Genomic DNA, 22,458 nt, shown 5'->3' on the forward strand with positions numbered 1-22,458 from the left:
TCAGCCCCTCCGGCGTTTGAGGAGCGGGGGTCCGGGGGCCGGCCCCCGAAGCGGGGTCCGGGGGACGCAGTCCCCGCCAGGGTCAAGAACGCAGTCCCCGCCAGGATCAAGGGGACGCCGTCCCCGCCGAGGTCCAAGGGACGCAATTCCCGCCGAGGTCCAAGGGCGGAGCCCCTGATGGGGTCCAAAAGACGCAGCACCGCGCCGGGGTGCAGGAAACACAGTCCCCGCCAGGGTCTGGGGAACGCAGTCCCCGAAGCGGGGTCCGGGGGACGCAGTCCCCGCCAGGATCAAGGAGACGCAGTCCCCGGAGCGGGGTGCAGGGGACGCAGTCCCCGCCGAGGTCCAAGGGACGCAATTCCCACCGAGGTCCAAGGGCGGAGCCCCTGATGGGGTCCAAAAGACGCAGCACCGCGCCGGGGTGCAGGGGACGCAGTCCCCGCCAGGGTGCAGGAAACACAGTCCCCGCCAGGGTCTGGGGAACGCAGTCCCCGAAGCGGGGTGCAGGGGACGGAGTCCCCGCCAGGGTCCAGAGGCGGAGCCCCTGGCGGGGGCGAAGGGGCGGAGCCCCTGGCGGGGGCGAAGGGGCGAAGCCCCTGGGGAAGGGACGGGGAGGGGCGGCGGGGGCGAGGAGAACCCGGCGCTCACGCCCGCGCCCTCACGGCGACGCGGGTGCCGAGTGCTTGGTGTCCTGCGGTGTCGCCCCCGCGTCGTCCCCCGACGTCGCCAGCCACGTACCCACCCCCACCGCCGCCGCCAGCACCAGCGCCCCCACGCCCAGTGCGATCCTGCGGCGCCGGGTCACGGCCCGGTGCCGGGCGGAACCCGGCCTCGGCGCCCCCGCGGCCCGCGGCACACGGGCCGTCCCCCGCGCACCCCCGGCCAGCTCGTCGGGCGCCGGCACCCTCATCGACGTATGCGTGTCGCGGTTGGAGTCGGCCGGCTTGGCGCCCGGCACCAGCGGCACCGCCCCCCGCCGCCGCACCGGCTCCCCCACCGACGCCGAGCCCTCGCCGGACGCCTCCTCGGCCTCCTCCTCCGGCTCCACGTCGGGCTCGTCCACGTCCAGCGGCGGCATGCCCGCGAGCAGCGGCAACAGCTCCCGGAGCCGTACACCCAGCTCGGACGCCCGCAGCCGGGAAGCGGGGGCCTTGGCCAGGCACTGGACGATCAGTTGCCAGAGCTCGTCGGGGATGCCGGGGAGCGGGGCCACCGTCTCCGTGACGTGGCGGCGCAGGACCGCGCCCGGGTGGCCGCCGCCGAACGGGGTGAAGCCCGCCAGGAGCTCGTACAGGACGGTCGTGAGCGCGTAGATGTCGACGGCCGCCCTCGGGGGCAGACCCTCCACGATCTCCGGGGCCAGATAGTCCGGCGTGCCGATGATCTTCGTGGCGCGGGTGCGGCGGGGCGTGTCGATCAGCTTCGCCACGCCGAAGTCGGTGAGGAGGGCCGGATGGGAGCCGCCGGGGCCGAGGGGGCCCTGCATGTCGAGGAGCACGTTCTCCGGCTTGACGTCCCGGTGCACGACCCCGGCGGCATGCGCGGCCGCCAGCCCGTCCGCGACGTCGGCGACTATCGCGACCGCCGCCTCCGGGGCGAGCCTCCGGTCGCGGTCCAGGCGGGTGCGCAGGTCGGTGCCGCGGACCAGGTCCATGACCAGGGCGAGGTCGTTGCCGTCCACGACGAGGTCGCGGACCGAGACGACGTTCGGGTGCTCCAGACCGAGCAGCGCCGTGCGCTCCTGCACGAAGCGTCCGACGAGCTCCTGGTCGGACGCGAGATCCTCGCGCAGCAGCTTGATGGCGACGGGCCCCTGCGGCCCCTCGCCCAGCCACACCGTGCCGGCGCTGCCCCGCCCCAGGATCTGGTTCGCGGTGTACCGGCTGCCGATCTTCCGTCCCAAGACTGCTCCTACCGACGCGTGTTGCCGATAAAAGTACGCGTCCGAGGAGCCAACCTTCACTGCGGAGACGGAAATCACCCGCCAGATGTCGACAAATCCCCAAACCAGCGGTCGGAGCGATCAGTTGCCGTTGCCGCCACCGGACGAGCTGCTCAGGTCGCCGATCCACCCGCTCACGTTGTCGTACCAGTGCTTGAGCTCGGAGAAGTAGCCCCTGCCGGTGCCGATCCAGTCCTGCAACGGGGTCAGCTCCCAGACGAGCCAGCCCGCGACGAACAGGATGACGATCATGAAAAGGCAGCCCTTGAGACAGCCGAGCCCGGGGATCTTCATCCGGTTGGGGCTGGGCTGCCGTGGCTGACGGGGCTCACGCGCGGGCCGCTGCTGCTCCGGCGGGGGCGCGTACCGCTGGGGCTGCTGGTGCTGCGGCGGCGCGTACTGCTGCGGCTGTTGCTGCTGCGGATAGCCGTAACCCTGCTGTCCGCCCTGCGGGGGCCGTTGCGGCGGCCGCTGCTGCTGGGGGCGCTGCGGCTGCTGCTGCGGGCGGGCCACCTGGCGCTGGGGGCGCCGGCGCAGCGGGTCCTCGTTCGGGTCGAGGTACTGGACCTGTGTCTGCTCGTTGCGGTCGCGGGCGGCGCGCAGCTGGTTCTGCCAGGGGTGCGGCTGCTCGGGCTGCTGCCCCTGCTGTCCCGGCTGCCCCTGGGGCATCGGCGGCATGACCGCGGTGGGGTCGGCCGCCCCGGTGTTCGGGAGTACGGCGGTGGGGTCGGCGGCGCCGACGGGGCCCGGTCGGCCGGTGGTCGGCAGGACGTTCGTGGCGGCGCCGGGGTCGTAGCCCATGCCGGAGCTGTGCGGCAGGACCTGGGTGGGGTCGGCGGAGCCGGGGACGGCGGCCGGTGCCAGGTCGGGCGCGAGCAGGGCGCCGACCGCCTCCGCCGCGGCGATCTGCGCGGAGTTCGCGTGCACACCGATGCCCTCGGCGACGACGCGCAGCCCGCGCGCGAGGTTCTCGGCGCTGGGGCGTTCGTCCGGGTTCTTGCGCAGACAGCGCTCGATGACCGTCCAGAGCGGGTCCGGGACGGTGGAGGGGCGGCGCGGCTCGGCGCTGAGGTGCTGGTGGAGGACTTCCAGGGCCGATCCGCCGCCGAACGGGGGGCGGCCGGTGACCAGCTCGTACATCAGGATGCCGGCGCCGTAGACGTCGACGGCGGAGGTCTGCGGGCGGCCCTCGGCCGACTCCGGCGCGACGTACGCGGGCGTGCCGACGAACTCGTGGGTGCGGGTCAGGCCCGGGGAGTCGGCCAGTCGGGCGATGCCGAAGTCGGTGAGCATCGGGTGCATCTGGCCGCCGTACTGCGCGAGCAGGACGTTGGCCGGCTTCAGGTCGCGGTGGACGACGCCGTCGGCGTGGCTGGCGGCGAGCGCGTCGGCGATCTGGGCGGTGAGCAGGGCCGCGCCGACGGGGCTGAAGGGGCCGTTCTCGCGCAGGTAGCGGTGCAGGTCGGGGCCCTCGACGAGGTCCATGACCAGGGCCAGCAGATCGCCCTCCACGACCAGGTCCCGGACCCGGACGATGTTCGGGTGGGTCAGGCGCAGCAGGACGGAACGCTCTCTGAGGAACCGCATCACGATGTCGGCGTCGCTCGCGAGTTCTTCCTTGAGAACCTTGATCGCGACGGTCTCGCCGGGCTGACCGGGCACGGCGGCCTCGGCCCCCGCGGTCTCTCGCTGGCGGGCTCGCCAGACGGTGCCCGTGGCGCCGCGTCCGAGCGGCTCCTCGAGCAGGTACTTGCTGCCTACCGGCCGCACGTCATGCGCTCCCTGCTTGCTTGCCTGTGTTCCGGTCCACTGTAGTGCCGCCACCCCGGGCGGCATCCTGTCCGCCTTCCGTGCCCTCTGCGTCTGTGTCTTTCTGTGCCTCTTACGTTCCGCTCCCCATCCTTGTTCGAAGGAAAGACGCTTGCTCCGGTCGGCCGGTTGCCCGGGCGCGGACGTGACCGATCTCAAGTGATCACCCGCGCGCTACTGGTCAGGCACTTTTGGGGGCAGAGCTGACCAATCAAGATCACTTGGGACGGGGGCGGGGGTGTGTTGTCAGTGGCAGGTGCGAGGATGCTTTCCGTACTGGCCGCAATGCTCGTGTGGGGTGGGGGGTTCCGCGCCGCCCGCGCAGAAGGGATCGCTGACGGCGATGCAGATCCGGCTGACCGTCGTAGACCCGCTGGGCCCGCCCGAGAGGGCGCGGGGCCGCACCGCGAGCTGCGACATGCTGGTCACGGCCCCCGCGGGCACGGCCCTGGCCGCGGTGGCGTCGGCACTGGCCTCGGCGGTCTCCGGCGAGGGCGGCTCCGCCTCCGGAAGCGGCTCGGTGGTGCTGTACGCGGGCGCGGAGCGGCTGGACGACCAGCGCAGCACCCTCGGCGAGCCCCCGCTGATCGACGGCGCGGTGCTGTCCCTGGGCGCCCCCGCGGAGCCCGAACCCCATCCCGAGTTGGACGACGCACCGACCCAACTCCACGTCGTGGCAGGCCCGGACGCGGGCGGGGTCCATCTGCTGCACGGCGGCGAGATCCGCATCGGCCGCTCCGCCGACGCCGACGTCCCCCTCGACGACCCGGACGTCTCCCGCCTCCACTGCGCGATCACGGTCGCCTCCGACGGCCATGTCTCGGTCGCCGACCTCGACTCGACGAACGGCACCACGCTGGACGGCACCCGCGTGGGCACCCGCGCGGTGCGCTTCGCCGCTGGGGCACTGCTGAGGATCGGCGAGTCGGCCCTGCGCCTGGCACCGGCCGGAGGGCCCGGGGCGCGGGTGCGCACGGCGGCGGACGGGGAGGGGTGCGTACGGGTGCCCTCCGGAGGCGAGGCGGGGGCGGTCGTCGAGACCGGGGGCGCGCGAGCCGACGGTCCACCCGCCCCGGCGAGCGGCGAAACGCCACCTCATGCGCGCGTGGCCGACGGCGGCGACCCGGCAACACCGTCGCGCGGGATACGCACGGCCCAGGGGCACGGCTCCGCCGAGGCACCGATCGTGCCGGGCCAGGGCGGAGCGCCCCGCATCGAGCACCGAGAAGCGGGAGCGGGGGACACGCACGCGGGCCGGTTCGGCGCGGTCGCGTGGAACACCTCTGCCGCCGCGACCGCCGCCCATGACCCGGCACCGGACGGCGAACCGTCCGGCACCCGCACGCGTGCAGGCGCTGACGAGGAGCCCTCCGGAGCCGGCCGACGCGGGGGGACACCCCTCAGGAGCACAGACCCCACGGACATGCCGGACACCGACGCCGCTTCCGGTACCGGAAGCCGCAAGGGCACGCCTCTCCGGGGCACGGACATCCCCCAGGGTGTGCGCAAGCGAGGCGGACTCTCCGCGTGGGCACGGAAGCTCGCCGGCGGACGCGCGGAGCAGGCCGCGCACGAGGGTGAGGCGTACGGCCACGAGGACGCCCCCGTCCCGGCCGCGGGCCCGGCACCGGCCACCGGCCCTCAGCTCCCGGAGATCTGGCCGGACCCCGCGACACTGCTGCTGACGGCGCTCGGACCCGGCCCCCGGCTGTGGGAGCGCGGCCCCGGACACCCGGAGGCGCTCACCGTGCGGCTCGGGACGGCCGACCGGACGGCACCCGACGGCTCGGGTCTGCTGCCGGCGGTCCCGGTGACCGCGGATCTGCGCGAGGCCGGTGCGCTGGGCCTCGCCGGCCCCCGCACCCGCCTCTCCGGGCTGGCCCGCGCGGTGGTGGCCCAACTGGCCGCGCTGCACTCGCCGGAGGCCCTGGAGCTCGTCCTGATCAGCGCGGACCGCTCCCGCCCCCTGGCGGAGCGCACGGCGGAGTGGTCCTGGCTCGGCTGGCTTCCCCACCTCCGCCCGGCCCACGGCCAGGACTGCCGCCTCCTGCTCGCCTACGACCGCGAACAGGCGAAGGCCCGCACGGACGAGCTCCTGCGGCGTCTGGAGGACCAGTTGGCGGAGGCGGGACCGATCCCGGCCCCTCCGTCCCGCGGGCAGGGTGAGGCCCGAGCAGCCGTCCGACGCCCCTCCTGGGCCCGCGACGACGACGGCACCGACGAGGCGGCCGGCTTCGCGGGGCCGTACACCGTGGTCGTCGTGGACGGCGACCCCGGGGGCGCGGCCGTGCGGGAAGCCGTGGCGCGGCTGGCACTGGACGGCCCGAAGGCCGGTATCCACGTCGTCTGCCTCGCCGAGACGGCGTCCGCGTCGCCCGCCTCACCGGTGTCGGAGACGTACGAGGCGGCCTGCGAGGTGGCTCCGGCGTTCCGCGAGTGCGGCGCGGTCGCCCTGCTGAGCGGCGATGTGGCGACGGCGCTGCGGCTGATGCGGGTGGCACGGGGCGGGGCGGGCACGCCGTCCGGGGCCGGTGTCGGGGCCTCCGGGCCGGGGGCGGGCGGACCGGCGGGAGGACTCGCCGGAGCGGCAGTGGCCGTGGACCGCCTTGTCACACCCCGGTCCTCCGGTCCGGGCGATGCGGCGTCGACACCGGGGCACCCACCCACCACCGATCCCGATGTCTCCGCTCCCCACCCCCCGCACCCCGCCCTGATAGCCCCCGGCACCGTAGCCACGGTCGACGCCGTCTCCCTCCCCTGGGCCGAGCGGTTCGCGCGGGCCCTCGCGCCGCTGCGGCTGGACGGAGCGGTGGCCGAGCGGCCCACGCGCGTGTCCGTGCCGCTCCCCCAGGCCGCCCGTCTGCTGGACGAGTTGGGGCTGGCGCGGGCCACCCCGGCCTCGCTGATGGCGCGTTGGGCGGATGCAGCGGACGACGCGGAGTCGCTCGGCGGGCGGGCGTGGGCCGTGCTCGGGGCCGGCCCCCGCGGCCCGGTCTGCGCGGACCTCCTGGCCGACGGACCGCACCTGCTGATCGAGGGCCCGGCGGGCAGCGGCCGTACGGAGCTGCTGCGGGCCGTGGTCGCCTCGCTCGCCGCCGCCGAGCGCCCCGACCGGCTCGGCATCGTCCTGATGGACGGCCGGGACAGCGTGAGCACAGGCGGCGGCCATGGCGACGGTCTGCGCGTCTGTACGGACGTCCCGCATGTGACGACTCACCTGACCGCCAACGACCCCGTCCGCATGCGGGAGTTCGCCCAGTCCCTGAGCGCCGAGCTGAAGCGGCGTGCCGAGCTCCTGGGCCGCAGCGACTTCGCCGAGTGGCACACGGGCCGCGAGCTCACGGGCCGGATGGTGTCCCAGCGGAGCACCCAGACACGGGGAACCCCGGCCCCCGGCACGACCGCCACCGGCGACCTGGACACCCCGCCCAGCTCGACCATGCGGCTGCGTCCGGCGGCATCACGTCAACAGACGGAGTCCGCCCCGCCGTTGCCCCGCCTCGTCGTGGTCGTGGACGACCTGGACGCCCTGGTCTCCCCCGCCCTCGGTTCCCCTGGCCGCCCGGCGGCGGGCTCGGTCGTGCGGGCCCTGGAGGCGGTGGCGAGGGAGGGCGCCCGCCTGGGCGTCCATCTGGTCGCCGCGGCGGGCCCGGGCGGCCGTACCGCGGAAACGGAACCGGCACGCAGGGCGACCTTGCGGGTGACCCTGGAACCAGCCGCTTCCGGCCCCGACGAACCCTCCCCCGGCCGCGGACGTCTGACCTGGGCGGATGGTCGGACCACACCGTTCCAGGGCGGCCGAGTCACCGGCCGCATCCCGAGAACGGCCACCCTGCGCCCGACCGTCGTCCCCCTCGACTGGCAGCGCATGGGCGACCCGCCGACCCGCAGGCCGGTACGAGAACTGGGGAACGGGCCGACGGACCTGGCGCTGCTGGCGAGTGCGCTGGAGAGGGCGGCGCGGGAGGTCTCGGCGTCTGAGGTGCCGTCACTGCTGTAGTGCCGGTTGGTCAGTTCAGGCCGCACCTAGTCACGACCGGGTCACGATCCTCTACTTGACACGGGACGCGGTCTTGCCGCCCTACACCCGTCGGCGTAGACCAGACCGCACGGGACAGCGCTCGACGTTCGACGAGGAACGGAGAACGGGGCAGTGATGCGCAGCACGAGCAGCAAGAACCGGACATCCAGGGCCGCCAGAACGGCAGCCGCCCTCCTCGCGGGAGCACTCGCACTGGCGTTGAGCGGCTGCGGCGGCAGCGACGACAACAAGAGCGGCGGCGGAGGCAGTTCGGAGAGCAGCAGCAGCGGACTGAAACTCCCCAAGCTCAACGGCCAGACGCTGGAGGTCGCCGCCGTCTGGACCGGCGCCGAGCAGGCCAACTTCATGAAGGTGATGGACGAGTTCAAGAAGCGGACCGGCGCCAAGATCAACTTCGTTCCGACCGGCAACAACACCTCCACCTTCCTCGGTACCAAGATCCAGGGCGGCAAGCCGCCGGACGTCGCGTTCCTCCCGCAGGTCGGCGTGCTCCACCAGTTCGCGGACAAGGGCTGGCTCAAGCCGCTCGGCGCCGACGCGCAGGCACAGCTCACCAAGAACTTCTCCAAGGGCTGGGTGGACCTGGGCGCCTGGAAGGGCAAGCAGTACGGCGTCTACGCCAAGGCCGCCAACAAGTCCCTGGTCTGGTACAACACCCAGGCCTTCGACGCGGCCGGCATCAAGACCGCGCCCAAGACCTGGAAGGACTTCCTGCAGACCGCGCAGACCCTCTCGGATGCCGGCTCCCCGGCCGTCTCGATCGGCGGCGCGGACGGCTGGACCCTCACCGACTGGTTCGAGAACATCTATCTCTCCCAGGCCGGCCCCGACAAGTACGACGAGCTGGCCGCCCACAAGATCAAGTGGACCGACCCCTCCGTCAAGGACGCCCTCACCACCCTCGCCCAGCTCTGGGGCAAGAACGACCTGATCGCGGGCGGTACCAAGGGCGCGCTGAACACGGAGTTCCCGAAGTCGGTCACCCAGACCTTCTCCGGCTCCACCCCGGCCGCGATGGTCTTCGAGGGCGACTTCGTGGCCGCCAACATCAACGGCGACACCAAGGCGAAGCTGGGCACGGACGCCAAGGTCTTCCCGTTCCCGGCGGTCGGCTCGCAGGCCCCCGTGGTCAGCGGCGGTGACGTCGCCGTGGCGCTGAAGAGCGGCCAGGGCGCCCAGGCGCTGCTGACCTTCCTGGCCTCCACCGACGCGGCCCAGATCTGGGCGGCGCAGGGCGGCATCCTCTCCCCGAACAAGGAGATGGACATGTCGTCGTACAAGGACGCCATCACCAAGCAGATCGCCCAGCAACTGCTCGCGGCCGGTGACAGCTTCCGCTTCGACATGTCCGACCAGGCCCCCGCGGCCTTCGGCGGCACGGCGGGCGTCGGCGAGTGGAAGGACCTGCAGGACTTCCTGCGCAATCCGAAGGACATCGCCGGCACCCAGCAGAAGCTGGAGGCCGACGCGGCCAAGGCGTACGGCACGGGCTGACGGCCGGCGATGACATCTGTGGCGAACACGGCGGGGGGCGCCGGCGCGCTGCCGGCGCCCCCCGCCGAACCGGGCAAGAGCGTCACGGGGACGCGATTGTGGGTGGCGGTGCTGTTCCTGCTGCCCGCGTTCGTGCTCCTCGGGGCGCTCGTGGTCTACCCGATCGGGTACTCGATCTGGCGCAGCCTCTACGACGCCGACGGCTCGGGCTTCGTCGGGATGAAGAACTACGGCGACATCTTCTCCAACGACGCGACGCTGACCGCCGTACGCAACACGGCGATCTGGGTCGCGGTGGCGCCCGCGATCGTCACCGCGCTGGGTCTGATCTTCGCGGTGCTGACCGAACGGGTGCGCTGGGGAACGGCGTTCAAGCTGATCGTCTTCATGCCGATGGCGATCTCGATGCTCGCCGCCGGGATCATCTTCCGGCTCGTCTACGAGCAGGACCCCCATCTGGGGGCCGCCAACGCGGTCGCCAAGTCCATCCACGACACCTTCGTCTCGTCGTCCGTCTATCCGGGCGCCCGCCCGAACGCGACGGCGAGCGATCTCAAGCCCTCCGGCGGCGGCTCGTTCACCACGACCGGCACCGTGCACGCGGGCACCCCTGCCCTGCTCCCACTGGTCGGCATCGCGCCGAACAAGCTCCCCGGCAACCCGGAGAACGCCAGGGCCGCGACCGGCTCCGGCATCACCGGCACCGTCTGGCTGGACTTCAAGCTGGGCGGCGGGGGCACGAAGGGCAAGGTCGACCCCGGTGAGAAGGCGCTCAAGGGCGTCAAGGTGGAGGCCGTGAAGGGCGGCAAGGTGGTCGCGTCGGCCAAGAGCGGCGCGGACGGCGCCTTCACCCTCCCGGCGAAGGCCGACGGAGCCCAACTCCGCCTGCCCGCCTCGAACTTCTCGGCGCCGTACGACGGCATCGACTGGCTCGGCCCGACCCTGGTCACCCCGGCGATCATCGGGGCGTACGTGTGGATGTGGGCGGGCTTCGCGATGGTGCTGATCGCGGCGGGACTTGCCGGTGTGGACCGCAATCTGCTGGAAGCGGCCCGCGTGGACGGGGCGAACGAGTGGCAGGTGTTCCGAAGGGTCACCGTCCCCCTGCTCTCCCCCGTCCTCGTCGTCGTCCTCATCACGCTGATGATCAACGTGATGAAGATCTTCGACCTGGTCTACATCATCGCCCCACAGCCCAGTCAGGACGACGCCAACGTCCTTGCGCTGCAACTGTTCCTGTCGTCCTTCGGCGGCGGTGGCAACGAGGGAGTCGGCAGTGCGATCGGCGTGATCCTGCTGCTGCTCGTCCTGCCGGTGATGTGGGTCAACATCCGGCGACTGCGAAGGGAGCGTCAGCGGTGACCACCCTCGACACGACCGTGCGCGCCAAGCGCTCCCTCGCCGCCAGGGTGGCGAGCGGCGCGGGCGGCGGGGTGCTGCACGTCTTCCTGATCCTGGTGGCCGTGTTCTGGCTGGTGCCGACCTTCGGTCTGCTGGTCTCGTCGTTCCGCGAGCCGACCGACATCGCCGCCTCGGGCTGGTGGAAGGTGTTCACCGCGCCGAGCCAGCTCACCGCCAAGAGCTACAAGTCGCTCCTGGAGAACGACGCGATCACCCACTCCCTCTTCAACACCATCTGGATCACGGTCCCGGCCACACTCCTCGTGGTGCTCCTGGGCGCGATGGCCGGATACGCCTTCGCCTGGATGGACTTCAAGGGCCGCGACTGGTGGTTCCTGGTCGTGGTCGCGCTGCTCGTGGTCCCCGTCCAGATCGCGCTGATCCCGCTCGCCGACCTCTTCGGCAAGATCGGGATCTTCGGCGACATCATCGGCGTGGTCCTCTTCCATGTCGGCTTCGGACTGCCGTTCGCCATCTTCCTGCTCAGGAACTTCTTCGCGGAGATCCCGCGCGAACTCCTGGAGGCGGCACGGCTGGACGGCGCCGGCGAGACCCGGCTGTTCCTGACCGTCGTACTGCCGCTCGGCGCCCCGGCGATCGCCTCGCTCGGCATCTTCCAGTTCCTGTGGGTGTGGAACGACATGCTGGTCGCGCTGGTGTTCTCGGACTCCGAGTCACAGCCGCTGACGGTCGCACTGCAGCAGCAGGTACGGCAGTTCGGCAACAACATCGACGTCCTGGCACCCGGCGCGTTCATCTCCATGGTGATCCCGCTGGCCGTGTTCTTCGCGTTCCAACGGCAGTTCGTGTCGGGCGTGATGGCGGGCGCGGTCAAGTAGCCCTGCGGCAAGCCGAAAGGGGGACGGCGTTCACCCGGCGTCCCCCTTATGACGTACGAAACCGTAACCAAGTCACTCCATCGGCCGTTCCCGGGCAAGGCCCCGTCGTCCGCGCCGACCCCATGGATGTGCCTTGCCCAGGTTCAGTGTCATCGTCCCCGCGTACAAGGTTCAGGCGTATCTGCACGAATGCCTGGCATCGGTGCTGACCCAGTCGTACCCCGATCTGGAGCTGATCGCGGTCGACGACCGCTCGCCCGACGGATCGGGCGCGATCATCGAGGAGTTCGCGGCCCGCGACCCCCGTGTACGCCCCGTGCACCTGCCCGAGAACCAGGGTCTGGGCGGCGCCCGCAACGCCGGCATGAAGCACGCGACCGGCGACTACCTGGTCTTCCTCGACGGCGACGACACCCTCACCCCGCACGCGCTCCTCGCGATCGCCGACCGGCTGAAGGAGACCGGCGAACCGGACGTCCTGGTCTACGACTACGCGCGCACGTTCTGGACGGGCGAGACCGTCCGCAACGTCGTCTCCGTCCAGCTCGCCGAACAGGGCCCGACCCCGTTCCGCCTGGAGGACCGGCCGGGTTTGCTGCGCCTGCTGATGGTGGCCTGGAACAAGGCGTGCCGCCGGGAGTTCGTCGAGCGCGAGGGCTTCGCCTTCCCGCCCGGCTTCTACGAGGACACCCCGTGGACCTTCCCGGTCCTGATGACCGCCGGGTCGATCTCGACCCTCGACCGGGTCTGCGTCCACTACCGCCAGCGCCGCCGGGGCAACATCCTCTCCACCACCAGCCGCAGGCACTTCGACGTCTTCGAGCAGTACGACCGTGTCTTCGCGTACGTCGACCGACACCCCGAACTCGCGCGCTGGCGCCCGGTGTTGTTCCGCCGCATGGTCGACCACCTGACGAAGATCCTGGCCCGCCGCGACCGCCTCCCGCGCGGTACCCGCGCCGAGTTCCTGCGCAGGGCCCGCGCCCACTACCGCCGCCACCGCGTCCCCGGCATCCGCGTCCCCCTGCGCCACGCCCTGATCCGCTGGGGCCTGCACCGCACGTACCGCGCCCTGCAGCTGACGGCGTCCGCCCACCGCCGCACGACCAAGCTGACCGCCAAACTCCTGCGCACGGTAAGGGCGTTGATCCTGCGCGCCCACTACCGCATCCAGCTCCGTCTCCCGCTGCGCGCCGACCGAGCCGTGTTCACCGCGTCCGACGGCCCCGGCGGCAACCCGGCCGCCCTCGAAGAGGCCTTCCGCGCCCTCGCCCCGCACATCCGCACGGCCTGGCTCGCCCACCCGGACACCGCGGCCCACTGGACCGCCCTGGCCCGCTCCAAGTACCTGGTCAGCAACACCGACTTCGAGCCCCGTCCGGTCAAACGCCCCGGCCAGATCATCATCCAGACCCAACAGGGCACCCCGCTCGGGCACATGGGCCTCGATCTCCTGGAACGCCCGGCCGCAGCACGGGACCTGGACTTCGCACAGCTCCTGCACGGCGTCGACCAGTGGGACTACGTCCTGTCGGCCAACCGCCACTCCACCCTCACCTGGGAACGCGTCCACCCGGGCGGCTACACCACGCTCGAATACGGCAGCCCCCGCAACGACGCGTTCCAGAAGGCCACTTCGACCGACGTGGCCCGCATCCGCGCCTCCCTCGGCATCCCCGACGACACGGTCGCGATCCTCTACGCCCCCACCCGCCGCGACTACCGCCGCACCCAGCTCTCCCCCGTGGACCTGGAACGCGTCCTGCGCCGTCTGGGCCCCCGCTTCGTCGTCCTGGCCCGCACGCACAGCCCCGTCCCGCACAGCGCGCGGATCATCGACGTCACCGGCCACCGCAGCGTCGAGGACCTCTGTCTCGCCTCGGACGCCCTGCTCACCGACTACGCGTCCATCATGTTCGACTACGCCAACCTGGACCGCCCGATCGTGATCCACGCCGGCGACTGGGAGGCGTACGAGGCGGCCCGCGGCACCTACTTCGACCTGCGCTCCTTCCCGCCGGGCGCGGTCGCGCGCAGCGAGGACGAACTGATCGACATCTTCGCCACCGGCCACTGGCGAGGCTCCCGCTCCTCCCAGCTGCGCACCGCGTTCCGGGAGCGCTTCTGCCCGTACGACGACGGACGCGCCGCCGAACGGGTCGTACGCCATGTGGTGTTGGGCGAGACCGGCCTCCCACCGGTCGTCCCGCTCGCCGACCGCCACCCCGTCCCCTCGGCCGCCGCGAGCCTCGCCCGCTCCCCGCAGGCGACCGTGCCCCAACCCGGCGGCCCCCTGACCGTCACCGACAGCCTCTGAACGCCGTTCTCACTCCGGGGAGTTCGCATGCCCTCCAGCCCGTCCCGGCCCACACCGACCCGGCCATCCACCTGGCGTCCCGCAGGGCGGCCGGGCCGCTAGACGGCACCTGACACTCCTCACGAACCTCGAGAGAAAGAGCAGAATGCCCCGCTTCAGCATCATCGTCCCGTCCCATGGGGTGGCCGGCCGTCTGTCCCAGGCGCTGGACTCCGTCCTCGCACAGTCCTACGGCGACTTCGAGCTGATCCCGGTCTGCGACGCCCCCGACTCCCCCGCTGCGGACGTGGCCGTCGGGTACGCCGAGCGGGACGCCCGTGTGGCCCCGGTGCACTCGCCGCCGTCGGCCGGTCTCGCCGGGGCGCGCAACACCGGGATGCGGGCGGCGAAGGGCGCGTATCTGCTGTTCCTCGACGGTGACGACACCCTGGTGCCGGGCGCCCTCGCGGCACTGGACGCGCGCCTCGCCGACACCGGTGACGTGGACGTCCTGTACGTCGAGCACGAGCGGGTCCCCTGGTGGGAAGGCGAGCCCACCAACCCGGCCGCCCAACTCCTGCCGAAGACCCCGGACGGCGCCTTCTCCCCCGACCAGGCCCCCCAGCTGACCGGCGTCCAGCTCCCGGCATGGAGTGCGGCCTACCGCCGTACCTTCCTCACCGATCACCGACTCGCCTTCCCCGACGGTCACTTCACGGACGTCGGCTTCGGCGGTCTGGTGGCGTTGCGGGCGGAGAAGGCGGCCGTGCTGCGCGAGGTCGTCGTACGGCATCTGGCGCGCCGGCAGGGCAGCCGGCTCAACCTCCCCGGCGAGCACCACCTCGAACTCCTCGACCAGGTCGACCTGGTCCTCACCCGTGCCACCGAACTGTCCCTGCACGAGGAGCGCTTGGTCCCCCTCTTCGACCACCTCTTCAGCGCCGTCCTCAAAACGGCGGCCCACCCCCGCCGCCTCACCGCCAAGCGCCGCGCCTTCTTCCGCCGGGCGAGCAGGCTCTACCGCCACCACCGGCCGGCCGGCTTCCGCACCCCGCCCGGCAGCCTCGGGGTACAGCACCGGCTGCTGGCGAGCGGTTCGTACGCCGCCTTCCGCGCCCTGCGCGGCGCCAACCAGTCGGCGGTCCGCGTCCTGGAGGCCCTCCCCCGTCCCCAGGGCCTGCGCACCCGCCTGCGCTACAGCCGCGCCCTGCGCCGCCCGATCGACCCCAACCTGGCCGTGTACTCGGCCTATTGGGGCCGCGGCTACGCCTGCAACCCGGCCGCGATCCACGCCAAGGCCCGCGAACTCGCCCCGCACCTCCGGGCGGTGTTCCTGGTCGAGCCGGACCAGGCACACACCGTGCCGAAGGACATCGAGTACGCGGTGATGGGCACCGCCACGTACTGGGACGTCCTCGCCCGCGCCAAGTACCTGATCAACAACGCCAACTTCGCGGACGCGGTGGTCAAGCGCAAGGGCAGCGTGCACCTCTCGACCCAGCACGGCACCCCGCTGAAGAAGATGGGCGTCGACCAGGCCACGTACCCCGTGGTCGCCGCCGCGACCGGCAGCTTCGCCAAGCTCCTGGCCCGCGTGGACCGTTGGGACTACAACCTGACCTCCAACGCCCACTCCACCCAGATGTGGGAGCGCGCCTTCCCGGCCGCGCACGAGACCCTCGAGTACGGCTATCCGCGCAACGACGTCTACTACACGGCGACGGCGGACGACGTGGCCCGTGTCCGGAGGGAGTTGGGGGTTCCCGAGGGCAGGACGGCCGTCCTGTACGCGCCCACCCACCGCGACTACCACACCGGCTTCGAGACCGGCCTGGACCTGGAGGCCTTCTGCGAGGAGGCCGGCGAGGACGTCGTGGTCCTGCTGCGCGCCCACTACTTCTACGACCAGGGCAAGGCGAAGAACACCGGCCGCATCATCGACGTCACCGCGCACCGCTCCTCCGAGGACGTGTGTCTGGCCGCCGACGCGCTGATCACCGACTACTCGTCGATCATGTTCGACTACGCCAACCTGGACCGCCCGATGGTCGTGTACGTCGACGACTGGGAGGTCTACCGGGAGACACGGGGCGTCTACTTCGACCTGATGGAGCTGCCGCCGGGGCCGGTGGCCCGGACGCCCGAGGAACTGGCGCGGATCTTCCGCGACGGCTCCTGGGCCGGGCCGGAGTCCGGGGCGGCGCGGGCCGCGTTCCGGGAGCGGTTCTGCGGCTTCGACGACGGGCGCGCCGCCGAACGCGTCGTACGACGCGTGCTGTTGGGCGAGCCACCGGAGGCGATCCCGCCGGTGATCCCGCTCGCCGAGCGCCTGCCCGCCCCCGCCGCGACGACCCTCGCAAGGAGCTGACGTGCCCCGCTTCAGCATCATCGTCCCCGTCTTCAAGGTGCAGGGCTATCTGCGCGAGTGTCTCGACTCGGTGCTCGGGCAGTCGTACCCCGGCTTCGAGGTGATCGCCGTCGACGACCGCTCGCCCGACGGCTGCGGCGCGATCCTCGACGAGTACGCGGCCCGCGACGAGCGGGTGCGGGTCCTGCACCTGCCCGAGAACGTCGGCCTGGGCCGGGCCCGCAACGCCGGTCTGGCGCAGGCGCGCGGCGACTACGTCCTCTTCCTCGACAGCGACGACCTCTACACGCCGGGCCTGCTGGCCGCCGTCGCCGATCGCCTGAAGTCGGCCGAGGACCCGGACATCCTGGTCTTCGACCACATCCGCACCCACTGGTGGGGCCGCGGCGGCCCCAGCGACGCCTCGGCCCTGCTGGCCGCGGCCGGCCAGGACGTCTTCGACCTGCGCGAGAGCCCGCAGTACATCCATCTGTTCCTGGTCGCCTGGAACAAGGCGTACCGCAGGGCCTTCTTCCAGGAGCACGGCCTCCAGTACGCGCCGGGCCTGTACGAGGACGCGCCCGTCACCTACCGCTCGATGGTGCTGGCCGACCGCATCGCCTGCCTGGGCCGGATCGGGGTCGAGTACCGGCAGCGGCGGCAGGGTGCGATCACCAAGACGCCTGGGCGCAGGCACTTCGACATCTTTCCGCAGTACGAGGGCCTGTTCGCGTTCCTGGAGGAGCGGGAGGACCTCGCGTGGGCGCGCCCGCTGCTGTTCGAGCGGGCCCTGGACCACATGCTGTACGTCATCGCCCGCGAGGACCGGGTGACTCCGGCGGACCGCGCCGACTTCTACCGGGAGATCCGTTCCTTCCACCGCCGTCACTGTCCCGAGGGCTTCACGGTGCCGGACGGCGAACGCGGCACCGAGATGCGGCTCTTGGCGAGTGCGCCCTACGCCTCGTTCGCGGCCCTGCGGGGTGCGCGCGGGGTGCGACGGCTCGCGGATGCGGGCAAGCGGCGTACGGGGGCCAAGGTGTCGGCGTCGGCCCAGAGTGCCTGGTACGCGGCCCAGTTGAGGCTCCCCCTCGATCCCCGTCTCGTCGTCTACTCCTCCTGCCATCACGCGGGCGTCTCCGGGGATCCGGCCGCGATCCACGCCAAGGCCCGTGAGATCGCACCGCAGTTGCGCGGAGTGTGGGTGGTGCGGGAGGAGGACGTGGCGTCAATCCCGGAGGGCGTCGACCATGTCACGCCCGGCTCGCGGCGCTACCACTCGGTCATGGCGCGGGCCACGTACTGGGTCAACAACGTCAACTGGCCCGGCAGCCTGGTCAAACGTCCCGGCCAGGTCCAGGTGCAGACCCATCAGGGCACCCCGCTCAAGTACATGGGCGTCGACCTGCTCGCCAAGCCCGGCGCCCGGCACGGCTACAGCGTGCCGAAGCAGCTGCACCGGGCCGACCGCTGGGACCTGAGCCTGGTCGCCAACCGGCACTCGGAGCTGGTGTGGGAGCGGGCGTATCCCTGTCACTTCGCGTCGCTGCGGACCGGCAGCCCACGCAACGACATCCTCGTCGACGCCCCTGAGGGGCACGGCGCTTCGGTCCGTGAGCGGCTCGGCATCCCCGCCGGACACACCGTGGTGCTGTACGCCCCGACCCGCCGCGAGTACCGGCGCGGCGGGCACGTCGACCGGATCGACCTGGCCCGGTTCGCCGCGGACCTGGGCGCCGGCCACACCCTCGTCGTACGCCTGCACCCCACGCTCGCGACCGGTACGACGCGCGGGTTCGGTCTCGCCGATCTGCACGCGCGGGGCGTCCTGGTCGACGCGACGGACGAACCGCACGTCGAGGATCTGATGCTCGCTTCGGACGTGCTGGTCACCGACTACTCGGCCCTGATGTTCGACTACGCCAACCTGGACCGGCCGATCGTCGTCCACGCCGACGACTGGGGCGCGTACGCGGCGAGCCGGGGCGCCTACTTCGACATCACGGCCGAGGCGCCGGGCCATGTGTCGTGCTCCTACGGGGAGTTGGCATGGCTGTTCGCCTCGGGGACCTGGCGGGACGAGGAGTCGACGGGCCTGAGGGCCGCCTTCCGGGAGCGGTTCTGCGAGTTCGACGACGGGCGGGCCGCGGAGAGGGTCGTACGGCAGGTGCTGCTGGGTGAGACGCCGGTCTCCGGTGAGGGCGCGGTCGCGAGCATCCCGCGGGCAGCCGACGGGTCGGCCCGGCTGCCTCAGTACAACTGATCCTGAGATACCGGGAGTTGCTCTCCCGCCCGAGGGGGCCGGACGGTCGCGTCCGGTCCCTTCGCCGCTTGGTTCCTTGTGTGGTTCTCGATCAGGAGCGGGATGCCGCACACCGGCAGCAGGGTCGCCATCACCAACAGCCGTGATCCCATGGCCATTTCGGGATGTCCGGCCTGGTTCACGAAGCCCGCGACGGCGACCCCGACGACCAGGAACCCGAACGAGCGGTGCCACCGCAGCGCCCCCCACGCCCCGGCCGCGAGCAGCAGCAGGTTGAAGGGCTGGACCAGCCCGCCGCGCAGCCACTCCCGCCAGAACCCGATGCTCAGGCGCAGGAAGTGGTGCAGCAGGTGCGGGGGAAGGGGCCTGCTGTAGTGGACGGCCATCAGCTCCTGGAGGCTGGCCCGGGTGCTGGGCAGTCCGAGAGCGACGATGACGAGTTGAAGTGCCGTCACGAAGAGACCGGTCGCGGCGAGGAGCAGCCATTCCGGCCGGGGGAATTCCCGGTGCCGTAGCCACCGTACGCACACGAACAATGCCGTCATGCCCGCGATTCCGGCCACGGCCAGCAGGGTCTGGGCGTATTTGACCGTGGCGGCGCCGGCGAACGCGGCGAGAGAAATCGCCGTACCCGAGCGAAGGTGTCCCTGGAGAACGCGGACGCAGCCGAGAATTCCGGCGAGGAGAAGGCACAGCAACAGTCCCTCGCACAGGGGCTGCATGGAATCCGTGCCGGTCTGGAGGGCGTAGTAGAGGATCTGCCCGAGGAGGGCGAGGGGGACGGAGACCCCCAGTCGGCGCAGCGTCAGCACCACGAATCCACTGGCCGCGACGGTCACCACGACGGCCGCCATCCACAGGCCCCGGACCAGGCCGAACGCCTTGACGAAGGGGATGATGAAGGCCGGATAGCCGGGCCGGGTCGCGAAGATCTCGGAGACGCGCGGGTCGCTGAAGAGGGCCTGGTAACCGGTGATGTCCGTGCGCCGCGCGGCGTTCTCGATGCCGCGTTCCGTCCGGGTCCGGCAGCTCCAGTAGGCGGATTCCCCGCCGCTGTGATTCCGGTAGTTCGCCAGATCGGCACTGTCGCGCCGGGCGGTTCCGACGCGCGCGCTGTCGCAGTAGTACTCCATCGCCCGCCGGGAGGCCTCTTCCCGGCCGACCCCTTGCAACATGTAGCTGTGGGCGACGTATTGGCGGGTGTCCATGCGGGCGCGGCCCTGAATCTCGGCCGACTGCGCGACGGTGAATACCAGGGCGATGACAGCGAACCAGAAAGGGAGCCTCCACATGGTGGAACGGCCTATCACGAATACCGCGCTCATGACTCGACCCGCGCCGAGGTGTCGACGCGGGTCGGGTGAGGGTCGTCTCGGACCTACTCGCAGGGGACTTACTCGATGACGAGGTCGACCTCGATGTTGCCGCGGGTCGCGTTGGAGTACGGGCAGACCTGGTGGGCCGTCTCGACCAGCTTGCGGCCGGTCTCCTCGTCCACGGTGTCCGGCAGCTCGACGCGCAGCGTCACCTTGAGGCCGAAGCCCTCGCCCTGCTTGCCTATGCCGACCTCGGCGGTGACGGCGGCGTCGGTGACGTCGACCTTCGCCTGGCGGCCGACGAGGCCGAGGGCGCTGCCGAAGCAGGCCGCGTAACCGGCGGCGAAGAGCTGCTCGGGGTTGGTGCCCTCCCCGTTGCCGCCCAGCTCCACCGGCGGGGCCAGCTTGAGGTCGATCTTGCCGTCGTTGGAGACGGCGCGACCGTCACGGCCGTGGGTGGCGGTGGCGACAGCGGTGTAGAGCGCGTCCATGGAAAACCATCCCTCTCGAGTCACAGTGCTCCGGCGGCTCTCTTGCGGCCGCCTCACGGCCATAAGTAGAGCACACAATTTAGTTGTGCACAACTAAATGACGGGCAAGAGCTATCCTGGGAGCATGAGCACCTCGCCGACCCCGACACCGACCCCCACGGCCACGCCCACGCCCACGGCCGACTGGCTCCGCCTCGACCAGCAGATCTGCTTCTCCCTGAACGCCGCCTCGCGCGCCTTCGGCGGCCTCTACCGCGTGCTCCTCAAGGACCTCGGCCTCACCTACCCGCAGTACCTGGTGATGCTGGTGCTGTGGGAGCACGGCGATCTGCCGGTCAAGAGGCTCGGCGAACACCTGCGCCTCGACTCCGGCACGCTCTCCCCGCTGCTCAAGCGGCTGGAGGCGGCCGGCCTGGTCCGGCGCGAGCGCAGCGTGCGCGACGAGCGCTCGGTGGACGTGCGGCTCACCGAGGAGGGCACCGCATTGCGCGAGCGCGCCCTGGAGGTACCCCGGCGCATCATGACGGCGACGACCTTCGACGTCGACGAGATCCGCGCCCTGCGCGCCAGCCTCGACGAACTCACCACCGCACTGGATGAAGCGGCCCTTTCGGAGGCCGACTCACAGCAGTGAGCGGCGGACGTACAGGCCGAGGGTGATCCGGCGCCCGCTCCCGTAGTCCTCGACGGGCGTGAAGTGCTCCTCCACGAGCGCGAGTTTGAGGCGCTCGGTCGGATCGCTCGGGTACCGGCGCGACCTCAGGACATACGCCGGGGCGACGACCCAGACCCGGTTCACCGACGCTAGCCTGCGCCGCAGCTCCCCCGGCGGCGCTTCGAGGCCGCTCAGCGTGCCGGACCGGGGCCCGGACTCGGCGAGCGCCACATCACGCGCCTCCCGGAAGCCCTTCGGATAGGCCAGCGCCCCGACCCGCCAGAACGCCGGCAGGAACAGCACCGCGTCGCCGGGTCGGGCCCGCCGGGCGACGACCGCGGAGACGGCGGCGAAGTTCTCGGGGCGGTGGTCGGCCTCACGGTCGGCCCGCTGCTGTGGCAGGCCGTCGACGAAGGCGAGCGCGACGGCCAGGACACCGGCGAGGGCGACGAGGGGATGCCTTCCGGGATGCGGCCGCCGGGGTGCGCTCGGCAGCAGGCGCCCGGCCGACGTCACCAGCCGGTCGGCGGCCGCCGCCGCGAGCAGGGGCGCGCCGGCGAGGGCGTACAGCACGTACCGGTCGTCGTAGAGCGGCTGGATCTGCGATACGGCCAGCAGGGTCGCCGGGGGCAGCACCAGCAGCGGCAGCGCGACCGCGGCGAGTCGCCGCCCGGCCCAGACGCCCATGGCCACGAGGAGGACGTACCCCCAGAACACGACCCCCGTCCGGCCGACGGCGAACGACCGCACCAGGTCCTCCACCTGCGGCCAACCGGGCGTCCGCAACCACGCCACCTGCCCGGACTGCCCTTCGGAGACCCGGACCAGCGGCAGCAGGACGACCGCCGCCGCCCCCGCGCCGCGCACCCACCCGAACCACACCGCGCGCGGTACGCGCGCGAGGGCGAGTGTCGCCGCGTGGGCGAGGAGCACCAGGACCGCCAGCTCGTGCAGGACGGACGTCAGCGCGAGCAGACCGCCGTACGCCCACCACGCGCGCGTGCGCCGCTCCCGCAGGGCGCGGACCAGGAGCAGCGTCGCGCCCGCCACGCCGGCCGAGACGAGCGCGTACGACCGCCCTTCCTGCGCGTAGTGGCCGGTCATCGGGGTGATCGCGTAGAGCAGGCCGGCCCACAGGCCGACCCGCGGGCGGGCCAGGCGGGTACCGAGGGCGGCGATCAGGCCGGCGGCCACGGTGGCGCCCAGGACGGACGGGAGGCGGAGCACCACCTCGCCGGGGTGAAGCGCGAGGACGTAGTGCATGCACAGGTAGTACAGGCCGTGCACCGCGTCGACGGTGTGCAGCAGCCGCCAGATCTGCGGCACCGTGCGCCGCGCGACCAGATAACTGACGCTCTCGTCGCCCCACATGCCACCCCGGTCCAGGCCCCACAGCCCGAGCCCGAGCATGACGGCCGACGGCACCGCCACGGCAGTGATCTGCGCCCGCCTCGAAGCCTCGCTCTCCACACCCTGGATAACGTTCGTCACGCCGCTGAGTTTGGGCCGTTAGCGAGCTCTTACCGACGATTGACGGTGTATTAGCAATCACACACCATTCGC

The 22,458-nt window shown here is 72.0% G+C and carries 13 protein-coding genes; 8 read left to right on the forward strand and 5 right to left on the reverse strand.

All coding sequences use genetic code 11. From position 1 onward, the window contains the following. Positions 1–658 precede the first annotated feature (658 nt). Together ACWC09_RS14555 and ACWC09_RS14560 are read right to left on the reverse strand one after the other, a co-directional pair. Positions 659–1,903: a serine/threonine-protein kinase gene (locus ACWC09_RS14555; protein ID WP_450850864.1), complete on the reverse strand. Its 1,245-nt coding sequence runs from the start codon at positions 1,901–1,903 to the stop codon at positions 659–661. A gap of 120 nt (positions 1,904–2,023) precedes the next feature. Further along, entirely contained in the window at positions 2,024–3,712 is a 1,689-nt protein-coding gene (locus ACWC09_RS14560) for a serine/threonine-protein kinase (protein ID WP_450850865.1), read from the reverse strand. Between the two features lie 382 nt (positions 3,713–4,094). Here ACWC09_RS14560 and ACWC09_RS14565 point away from each other — a divergent pair, with 382 nt between their 5' ends. From ACWC09_RS14565 to ACWC09_RS14595, 7 genes are all read left to right on the forward strand, one after another. Continuing rightward, the gene (locus ACWC09_RS14565; RefSeq protein ID WP_450850904.1) at positions 4,095–7,751 is read left to right on the forward strand and encodes an FHA domain-containing protein; all 3,657 of its coding nucleotides are present in this window, start codon (positions 4,095–4,097) and stop codon (positions 7,749–7,751) included. Between the two features lie 156 nt (positions 7,752–7,907). Next, complete coding sequence (locus ACWC09_RS14570; RefSeq protein ID WP_450850866.1) at positions 7,908–9,287, forward strand: ABC transporter substrate-binding protein; 1,380 nt, start codon at positions 7,908–7,910, stop codon at positions 9,285–9,287. A 9-nt stretch (positions 9,288–9,296) separates the two neighbouring features. Next, positions 9,297–10,649, forward strand: a complete 1,353-nt coding sequence (locus tag ACWC09_RS14575; protein WP_450850867.1) for a carbohydrate ABC transporter permease — start codon at positions 9,297–9,299, stop codon at positions 10,647–10,649. Beyond that, positions 10,646–11,527: a carbohydrate ABC transporter permease gene (locus tag ACWC09_RS14580; protein WP_450850868.1), complete on the forward strand. Its 882-nt coding sequence runs from the start codon at positions 10,646–10,648 to the stop codon at positions 11,525–11,527. The genes ACWC09_RS14575 and ACWC09_RS14580 overlap by 4 nt, the downstream gene beginning before the upstream one ends. A gap of 133 nt (positions 11,528–11,660) precedes the next feature. Next, on the forward strand, positions 11,661–13,844 hold the full coding sequence (locus ACWC09_RS14585; RefSeq protein WP_450850869.1) for a bifunctional glycosyltransferase/CDP-glycerol:glycerophosphate glycerophosphotransferase: 2,184 nt from the start codon (positions 11,661–11,663) through the stop codon (positions 13,842–13,844). 145 nt (positions 13,845–13,989) lie between these two features. Beyond that, the gene (locus ACWC09_RS14590; protein WP_450850870.1) at positions 13,990–16,191 is read left to right on the forward strand and encodes a CDP-glycerol glycerophosphotransferase family protein; all 2,202 of its coding nucleotides are present in this window, start codon (positions 13,990–13,992) and stop codon (positions 16,189–16,191) included. A 1-nt stretch (position 16,192) separates the two neighbouring features. Then, entirely contained in the window at positions 16,193–18,433 is a 2,241-nt protein-coding gene (locus ACWC09_RS14595) for a bifunctional glycosyltransferase/CDP-glycerol:glycerophosphate glycerophosphotransferase (RefSeq protein ID WP_450850871.1), read from the forward strand. Here the strand turns inward: ACWC09_RS14595 and ACWC09_RS14600 are convergent. Together ACWC09_RS14600 and ACWC09_RS14605 are read right to left on the reverse strand one after the other, a co-directional pair. Continuing rightward, entirely contained in the window at positions 18,421–19,725 is a 1,305-nt protein-coding gene (locus ACWC09_RS14600; RefSeq protein ID WP_450850872.1) for a hypothetical protein, read from the reverse strand. The two genes, ACWC09_RS14595 and ACWC09_RS14600, sit on opposite strands and share 13 nt — an antisense overlap. 101 nt (positions 19,726–19,826) lie before the next feature. Next, positions 19,827–20,240 (reverse strand): organic hydroperoxide resistance protein, encoded by a 414-nt coding sequence (locus ACWC09_RS14605; protein ID WP_450850873.1) that lies wholly within the window; start codon positions 20,238–20,240, stop codon positions 19,827–19,829. 124 nt (positions 20,241–20,364) lie between these two features. Here ACWC09_RS14605 and ACWC09_RS14610 point away from each other — a divergent pair, with 124 nt between their 5' ends. Then, entirely contained in the window at positions 20,365–20,874 is a 510-nt protein-coding gene (locus ACWC09_RS14610; protein ID WP_450850874.1) for a MarR family winged helix-turn-helix transcriptional regulator, read from the forward strand. On the opposite strand, the gene ACWC09_RS14615 is transcribed toward ACWC09_RS14610, so the two are convergent. Next, the gene (locus tag ACWC09_RS14615; RefSeq protein ID WP_450850875.1) at positions 20,863–22,386 is read right to left on the reverse strand and encodes a glycosyltransferase family 39 protein; all 1,524 of its coding nucleotides are present in this window, start codon (positions 22,384–22,386) and stop codon (positions 20,863–20,865) included. The genes ACWC09_RS14610 and ACWC09_RS14615 overlap by 12 nt on opposite strands. Positions 22,387–22,458 lie beyond the last annotated feature (72 nt).

It is taken from the genome of Streptomyces sp. NPDC001617 (assembly GCF_053596855.1).

Bases quoted from the DNA above. Each gene is read 5' to 3' on its own strand.
- ACWC09_RS14565 (WP_450850904.1), top strand. From the start codon at position 4,095: ATGCAGATCCGGCTGACCGTCGTAGACCCGCTGGGCCCGCCCGAGAGG.
- ACWC09_RS14570 (WP_450850866.1), top strand. From the start codon at position 7,908: ATGCGCAGCACGAGCAGCAAGAACCGGACATCCAGGGCCGCCAGAACG.
- ACWC09_RS14575 (WP_450850867.1), top strand. From the start codon at position 9,297: ATGACATCTGTGGCGAACACGGCGGGGGGCGCCGGCGCGCTGCCGGCG.
- ACWC09_RS14590 (WP_450850870.1), top strand. From the start codon at position 13,990: ATGCCCCGCTTCAGCATCATCGTCCCGTCCCATGGGGTGGCCGGCCGT.
- ACWC09_RS14600 (WP_450850872.1), bottom strand. From the start codon at position 19,725: ATGTGGAGGCTCCCTTTCTGGTTCGCTGTCATCGCCCTGGTATTCACC.
- ACWC09_RS14605 (WP_450850873.1), bottom strand. From the start codon at position 20,240: ATGGACGCGCTCTACACCGCTGTCGCCACCGCCACCCACGGCCGTGAC.
- ACWC09_RS14610 (WP_450850874.1), top strand. From the start codon at position 20,365: ATGAGCACCTCGCCGACCCCGACACCGACCCCCACGGCCACGCCCACG.